We start from the raw sequence: 7,544 nt of genomic DNA on the forward strand, positions 1-7,544 counted from the left end.
GGCTCGTACTTGGCCGGGGCCTTGTACGCGGTGCCGTTTTCCTTGGCTTCGGTGAACGGGTCGACAACGTCGGCTTTCGGCAGCACAGCGAAGTTGTAGAACGGAGGTGGCGACGAGGTCGACCATTCCAGGGTGTGTGCATTCCACGGGTCACCGTGTTCGCACATGTTTTCCGGCTTGTTGCGGTCACGCACGCTGACGTACAGCTGGATCAGCTGGCAAGCGATACCCACGGCGATCATCACCGCACCGAACATGGCGACGTACAGGTACGGCACCCACTCAGGGTTGGTAGTGGCGTTCAGACGACGGGTCATGCCCATGAAGCCCAGTACGTAGAGCGGCATGAACGCGACGAAGAAGCCGGTGATCCAGAACCAGAATGCAGCCTTGCCCCAGCCTTCGTGCAGCTTGAAGCCGAACGCTTTAGGGAAGTAGAAGCCGAAGCCTGCGATGTAGCCGAATACCGCGCCGCCGATGATCACGTTATGGAAGTGCGCGATCACGAACAGGCTGTTGTGCAGAACGAAGTCAGCACCCGGGATGGCCAGCAGTACACCGGTCATGCCGCCGATGGCGAAGGTCACCATGAAGCCCAGGGTCCACATCACCTGGCTGGTGAAGCGCAGACGGCCCTGGTAGATGGTGAACAGCCAGTTGAACAGCTTCACACCCGTCGGGACGGAAATCAGCATCGTCGCCAGACCGAAGAAGGCGTTGACGCTGGCACCCGAACCCATGGTGAAGAAGTGGTGCAGCCAAACCATGAAGCCCAGGATCGAGATCGCGCCCGATGCGTAGACCATCGAGTGGTGGCCGAACAGTTTCTTGCCGGTAAAGGTCGAGATGACTTCGGAGAAGATACCGAACGCTGGCAGGATCAGGATGTACACCTCAGGGTGACCCCATGCCCAGAACAGGTTCACGTACATCATTGGATTGCCACCAAGTTCATTGGTGAAAATGTGGAAATCCATGTAACGGTCAAGCGTCAGCAGTGCCAGGGTAGCGGTCAGGATCGGGAACGAAGCCACGATCAGGACGTTGGCCCAGGTGCAGGTCCAGGTGAAGATCGGCATGTCCATCAGCTTCATGCCAGGGGTACGCATTTTCAGCACGGTGGCCAGGAAGTTGACCCCCGTCAGCGTTGTCCCCAGGCCCGATAGCTGTAGCGCCCAGATGTAGTAATCCATCCCCACGCCAGGGCTGTATTGCAGGCCCGACAGCGGCGGATAGGCAACCCAGCCGGTCTTGGCGAATTCGCCGACGCCCAGGGACAGGTTGATCAGCACTACGCCGGAAACCAGCAGCCAGAAGCTCAGGGAGTTCAGGAACGGGTAGGCAACGTCACGCGCGCCGATCTGCAGCGGCACTGCAAGGTTCATCAGGCCGGTGAAGAATGGCATTGCCATGAAGATGATCATGATCACACCGTGAGCGGTGAAGATCTGGTCATAGTGTTCAGGTGGCAGGTAGCCAGGCGAACCCTCGGTGGCCATGGCCAACTGGGTACGCATCATGATGGCGTCGGCAAAGCCGCGCAGCAGCATGACCATGGCGACGACGATGTACATCACGCCGATTTTCTTGTGGTCGACCGACGTCAGCCACTCGGTCCACAGATAGGTCCACTTCTTGAAGTAGGTGATTGCAGCGAACAACGCCAGACCGCCGAGCGCGATCATGGAGATGGTCACCATGACAATCGGCTCGTGGAACGGGATCGCTTCCCAACTTAATTTACCAAACATCGTTTACTCCTCTGCCCCGGCAGCTGAATGCGAACTCATGTCCATCCCTTCCATTTGGGCCACTTCTTTCTCTGCTTTCTCGTGCTTGACCTTAGGGCCCGGTTTCATGCCTTCGTACTTGTCGACGATGGCCTGGAACATGCCTGGGGTAACCGAGGAGTAGAGCTCGACTGGGTTGTTCTGGCTTGGCTTGGAAAGGGCTGCGTATTCAGCTTGTTCAAGCTGTTTAGGTGCCTTTTTGACTTCACTTACCCAGGCGTCGAAATCTTCCTGGGAAGTTGCGATCGCTTTGAATTTCATACCGGTGAAACCAGCGCCGCTGTAGTTGGCGGAGATACCGTCCATTTCAGCGTTCTCGTTGGCGATCAGGTGCAGCTTGGTCTGCATGCCCGCCATCGCGTAGATCTGGCCACCCAGAGCAGGGATGAAGAACGAGTTCATCACGGCGTCGGAAGTGATCTTGAAGTTGACCGGGGTGTGCGCCGGGAACACGATCTTGTTGACCGTGGCGATGCCTTGTTCCGGGTAGATGAACAACCACTTCCAGTCCAGCGCGACCACTTCGATGGTCACAGGCTTAACGTCGGACTCCAGCGGCTTGTACGGATCCAGGGCGTGGGTCGACTTGTAGGTGACGTAACCCAGGGCAATGATGATCAGCACTGGAACAGCCCACACCGCGATCTCGATCTTGGTGGAGTGGTTCCATTTCGGGGTGTAGGTGGCATTGGTGTTGGACGCGCGGTATTTCCAGGCGAACAGGAAGGTCATGACGATGACCGGCACCACGACCAACAGCATCAGCAGCGTTGCGGTGATGATCAGGTTTCGCTCGTCCAGACCAACCTGGCCCTTGGGATTGAGCAAGGTCATGTTGCAGCCTGACAGCAACAACGTGCCGATCAGCGGCAATAAGCCTAGTAGTCTGGGGTACCTGTTTTTACTCATCTCACGACCTCTAAAGCAGCTTGCGCAATGCAGTTGGGTTTTGATCGCCAACACTTCACCCTGCCAAGGGTTGGCATTTTTCTTGGATTGAATAAGGGCATGCCCGTCGCGCGTCAGACGCTTTACGACAAATCCCGGGCCTGCGGTGAGTTCTTATTCGAATTCGTGGTCAAAGGCCTTGTTACAGACCAATTCCATTTGGTGCGGGTAGTTGGAGACTCCGACACCTGGGCATCGCATGAAGCCACCAGACCTCTCGACACCCTGTTTCTGCTCACGTCTGGTTAAGATTTGAGCAGTGCCGGGGATTCAGTGCGGGCGATTGTAGATATGTAACGCCCTATAAACCATGTCTCATCCCGAAATAATTTTTATCCGAACCGGCAACAATCATTAACCGTTCTCGCAAAAGTGGCGCATCTTATCGAAATTAATTCTCAACAAAAACACCATAATAAGTAGGTCTTCCACCCACAGTTCAGACAGTATCGGCCCCCTCTTCACTGCCCTTTACCTTGCCCGAGGCCCGATATGACGGGGGCTCCGGCCGTTCGTCAGCCCCTGTTAAAACTGCCTGCTCGCGTTCGGAATGGAAAAAACCGCAAGCCTGTAAAACAGCCCGATTTCGTTACGTTTCCATGCACCAATCCGGCTTCCTCGAACGCCCTGCGACACTGACTCTGTGACAACATGTCGCACATGTGTCGCACCCTTGATTGCCACCCGTCACAGTCTTTTTACCCGACCTCTGAAATGTGCTCTGCACGACAAAAAAAGCCCCGGCCCTCTCTGCGAGGACCGGGGCTTTTTTGTCCGACAATGCGTGGCGGCAGATGACCTCAGCGCAGCGCTTTGCGKTTACGCGATGTTAGCAAAGGCACCAGCACCACGATCAGCACGAAGGCGACCAGTGCCCACTGTGCCAGCGACAGACCGAGGATCGGCGGGTATGGCGTGGAGCAGAAACCATCGACCTGGAAACCCAACGGAAAGATCTTCGCCAGCGGCAAATCATCGACAATCGGTTGCAGCACATCGATGCCGCAACTGACCGCCGGATAGAACTGCGTGAAGACGTGATGCCCGGCGACGCCTGCGCCGGCCAGCGCACAGATCACCACCAGGGTTTCGAACACCGTGATACTGCGACGGCTGCGCATGGCGGCGCCGATGAAGGCGAAGATCGCGATCAGCAGCAACGCGTAACGTTGCAGGATGCACAGCGGGCAAGGGGCCTCGCCCAGAACAATTTGCATGTACAGCGCACCGCCGATCAGCGCCAGGCAAATGATGCCCAACAACACCAGATAGCGCCGTTCACGCCCCAACCGCATGGATTCATCGCTCATCGCGTTTCCCTTGAAAATTTCGAGTGCCCGCCAGTCTACACGCTGGCCCGGACCTTTGAGAGTCTGGTGCATGTGAGGGGGATTCGGGGGAATAGACGATAAGGCGGTTAAGGAGGGATTAACTTTCTGGTGTTTTTTTCAAATCAATACCGAGGTGAAGCAATCGCTGGCAAGCCAGCTCCCACAGGGATTTGTATCGATCCAGATTGATGTGGACGACACAAAACCTGTGGGAGCGTGGCTTGCCCGCGATGAAGGCGACGCGGTGAGGCTGGCTCACCGCCGCAACCCCTTACTCCAGCGCCGCTGCCGGCCCGAAGAACTCATAACGGCTTTGCTTCTCCGGCACGCCAAGGGCTTTGAGGTGGCGCTTGATGGACGCCATGAAACCTTTCGGTCCCAGGAAGTAAGCATCCAGGTCACGCTGCTCCGGCAGCCATGCATGCAACTGCTGCTGACTCAACAAGCCAACCTTGTGCGCCGCCGGACTCACGCCATCATCCTCGGCGTAGCAGTAGAAGCGCTTGAGCTGCGGGTGACGCTCGGCCAAACCATCGATCCAGTCGCGGAACGCGTGAACGCTGCCATTGCGCGCGCAGTGGATGAAATGCACCGGCCGCCGAGTCTCCAGCGCCGCTTCGAGCATCGCCAGGGTCGGGGTGATGCCGACGCCGCCGCTGATCAGCACCAGCGGCTTGTCGCTGGCGGTCAGGGTGAACTCGCCCGATGGCGGGAACAACTGGATGCTGGCCCCGACATGCATCTGGTCATGCAGGTAATTCGAGGCGCGGCCACCGGCTTCACGCTTGACGCTGATGCGGTATTGGCCTTTGTTCGCCAGCGCCGACAGCGAGTAGTTACGGCGGATCTCTTCACCGTCGAGGATCAGTTTCATGCCGATGTACTGGCCGGGTTCCGCCACCAGAATCGGGCCTTTGTCCGCCGGTTCGAAGTAGAACGAGGTGATCTCGGCGCTCTCCTCGACCTTACCGGCCACGATGAATTCCCGCGCCCCGCGCCAGCCGCCGGGGGCCTGTTCCTTCTGGTCGTAGATGCTGGTTTCGGCACCGATCAGGATATCCGCCAGTTGGCCGTAAGCCGCGCCCCAGGCCGCGATCACTTCAGGGGTGGCGATCTCTTCGCCCAGCACTTCGGCGATGGCCCGCAGCAGGCAGGTACCGACAATCGGATAGTGTTCCGGCAGGATCTGCAGGGCCACATGCTTGTTGATGATCTTGGCCACCAGGTCGCCCAACTGGTCGAGTTGGTCGATATGGCGCGCATACATCAATACGCCGTTGGCCAGGGCACGCGGCTGATCACCGCTGGTCTGGTGAGCCTGGTTGAACAGCGGGCGGACTTCCGGGTATTCGGAGAGCATCATGCGGTAGAAGTGGGTGATCAGCGCTTCACCACCGCTTTCGAGCAGTGGCACGGTGGATTTGACGATGGCACGATCTTGAACGCTCAGCATAAGGTGACTCCTGGTCTTCTTGGGTTGCTAACGAACTACCCTATGACTATCAGCTTCCATGCCAACTATTTAGTCCTTATAAATCAATAAGTTAATAACTTAATAGTCATTTAGACACTGCCTGATTTATAGTCATACCGACTACACGGAGTCACTATGACTGCAAAACCCCTGCTCACCGCCCTGTTGCCCCTGGTCTCCGACCTGTCCCGCGAACTGCCTGAAGGCGAGCGTTATCGCCGCCTGCTGGAAGCCATGCGCGCCCTGCTGCCATGCGACGCCGCGGCTCTGCTGCGTCTGGACGGTGAATGGCTGGTGCCGCTGGCCGTCGACGGCTTGAGTACCGATACCCTCGGTCGGCGCTTCAAGGTCAGCGAGCACCCGCGTTTCCAAGCGCTGCTCAGCGGCCCAGGCCCGACCCGTTTCGCTGCCGACAGCGACTTGCCCGATCCGTATGACGGTCTGGTCGATGGCCTGGATGATCATCTGGAAGTCCACGACTGCATGGGTTGCCCGTTATTCATCGACGAGCGCCCATGGGGCCTGCTGACCCTCGATGCCCTCGATCCGGAGCGCTTCGAACCGATCGAGCTGGATGCCCTGCAAGCCTTCGCCAGCCTCGCGGCCGCCACGGTCAACGCCGCCGAGCGCATCGAGCGGTTGAACACCCGGGTCGAAGACGAGCATCAGCGCGCCGAGGTCTACCGCCAGGCCAGCGGCCAGCAGACTCGCGAGATGATCGGCCAGAGCAAGGCCCACAAGCGTCTGGTCGAAGAAATCAGTCTGGTGGGCGGCAGCGACCTGACCGTGTTGATCACTGGCGAAACCGGGGTCGGCAAGGAGTTGGTGGCCCAGGCCATCCATGCCGCCTCGCCCCGCGCCGATAAACCGATCATCAGCCTCAACTGCGCCGCGTTGCCCGATACCTTGGTGGAAAGCGAGTTGTTCGGTCATGTTCGCGGCGCCTTCACCGGAGCGATGAACGACCGCCGCGGCAAGTTCGAACTGGCCAATGGCGGCACGCTGTTTCTCGATGAAGTCGGTGAGTTGTCGCTGACCGTGCAGGCCAAGTTGCTGCGAGTATTGCAGAGCGGTCAATTGCAGCGACTGGGCTCGGACAAGGAACATCAGGTCGACGTGCGCCTGATCGCGGCGACCAACCGCGACCTCGCCGAAGAAGTGCGCAGCGGCCGTTACCGCGCCGACTTCTACCATCGCCTCAGTGTTTATCCGCTGCTGGTGCCGGCCCTGCGCGATCGCGGGCGCGATGTGCTGCTGCTTAGCGGTTACTTCCTGGAGCAGAACCGCTCGCGCATGGGCCTCAACAGCCTGCGCCTGAACAGCGATGCCCAGGCTGCGTTGCTGGCCTACGACTGGCCCGGCAACGTGCGCGAGCTTGAACACCTGATCGGCCGCAGCGCCTTGAAAGCCCTGGGCAACTGCAAGGAGCGGCCGAAGATTCTCAGCCTGAGCGCAGCCGACCTGGACTTGCCCAATGCCAGCGTTGAAGCCGCCGCCGAGCAACCTGCCGCCAGCGTCATGCAACTGGTGACCGGCGATTTGCGCGAGGCCACCGAGCGTTATCAGCGTCAATTGATCGGTGCCTGCCTGGAGCGGCACAACCACAACTGGGCAAGCGCGGCCCGTGAGCTGGGCCTGGATCGGGCGAACCTGGGGCGGATGGCCAAGCGGTTGGGGATGAAGTGATGGCCCCATCGCGAGCAAGCTCGCTCCCACAGGTGGCCGAGGTGAACACAAATGTTGTGTCCCCTGAAATCCACTGTGGGAGCGAGCTTGCTCGCGATGGCGTTCTACCACTCACTGAATTACTAAAGCCTGCCCCAAACAAGTCGATAACCCGGCATCGAAGTCATTGGCAATCCCGGGATTGCCCGTCACCTTTTTCCAGAGAAGGTTCCTATGTCCTCCACCAAAGCCCGCGCAGACTCACTTTCGCTTCTGCTGTTTACCTTGCGCAGCGGCAAGCTGATGGCGATCAACCTGCTCAAGGTCAGTGAAATC

The 7,544-nt window shown here is 58.8% G+C and carries 6 protein-coding genes and 1 pseudogene; 3 read left to right on the plus strand and 4 right to left on the minus strand.

What is annotated here, in order from left to right:
- Both cyoB and cyoA read right to left on the minus strand, forming a co-directional pair.
- On the minus strand, window positions 1-1,751 hold a 1,751-nt coding region (gene cyoB, locus ACXRVY_RS12285; RefSeq protein WP_458237481.1), incomplete at its 3' end, for a cytochrome o ubiquinol oxidase subunit I.
- Window positions 1,752-1,754: 3 nt separating this feature from the next.
- Complete coding sequence (gene cyoA, locus ACXRVY_RS12290; RefSeq protein ID WP_115948065.1) at window positions 1,755-2,699, minus strand: ubiquinol oxidase subunit II; 945 nt, start codon at window positions 2,697-2,699, stop codon at window positions 1,755-1,757.
- Window positions 2,700-2,726: 27 nt separating this feature from the next.
- Here cyoA and ACXRVY_RS12295 point away from each other — a divergent pair, with 27 nt between their 5' ends.
- On the plus strand, window positions 2,727-2,987 hold the full coding sequence (locus tag ACXRVY_RS12295) for a hypothetical protein (protein ID WP_223460101.1): 261 nt from the start codon (window positions 2,727-2,729) through the stop codon (window positions 2,985-2,987).
- 551 nt (window positions 2,988-3,538) lie between these two features.
- On the opposite strand, the gene ACXRVY_RS12300 is transcribed toward ACXRVY_RS12295, so the two are convergent.
- Window positions 3,539-4,048, minus strand: a complete 510-nt coding sequence (locus tag ACXRVY_RS12300) for a disulfide bond formation protein B (RefSeq protein ID WP_458237482.1) — start codon at window positions 4,046-4,048, stop codon at window positions 3,539-3,541.
- Window positions 4,049-4,340: 292 nt separating this feature from the next.
- Window positions 4,341-5,522, minus strand: a complete 1,182-nt coding sequence (gene hmpA, locus ACXRVY_RS12305) for an NO-inducible flavohemoprotein (RefSeq protein ID WP_223460097.1) — start codon at window positions 5,520-5,522, stop codon at window positions 4,341-4,343.
- A gap of 156 nt (window positions 5,523-5,678) precedes the next feature.
- Here hmpA and norR point away from each other — a divergent pair, with 156 nt between their 5' ends.
- Together norR and ACXRVY_RS12315 are read left to right on the plus strand one after the other, a co-directional pair.
- Entirely contained in the window at window positions 5,679-7,229 is a 1,551-nt protein-coding gene (gene norR / locus ACXRVY_RS12310; protein WP_458237483.1) for a nitric oxide reductase transcriptional regulator NorR, read from the plus strand.
- Between the two features lie 213 nt (window positions 7,230-7,442).
- Window positions 7,443-7,544, plus strand: a pseudogene (locus ACXRVY_RS12315) (chemotaxis protein CheV); the annotation flags it as partial.

The organism is Pseudomonas sp. P5_A2_2, from assembly GCF_054177685.1.

What these genes read in the sequence shown, in the direction of transcription:
- cyoA (WP_115948065.1), bottom strand. Translation starts at nt 2,699, where the DNA reads ATGAGTAAAAACAGGTACCCCAGACTACTAGGCTTATTGCCGCTGATC.
- hmpA (WP_223460097.1), bottom strand. Translation starts at nt 5,522, where the DNA reads ATGCTGAGCGTTCAAGATCGTGCCATCGTCAAATCCACCGTGCCACTG.
- ACXRVY_RS12295 (WP_223460101.1), top strand. Translation starts at nt 2,727, where the DNA reads ATGCAGTTGGGTTTTGATCGCCAACACTTCACCCTGCCAAGGGTTGGC.
- norR (WP_458237483.1), top strand. Translation starts at nt 5,679, where the DNA reads ATGACTGCAAAACCCCTGCTCACCGCCCTGTTGCCCCTGGTCTCCGAC.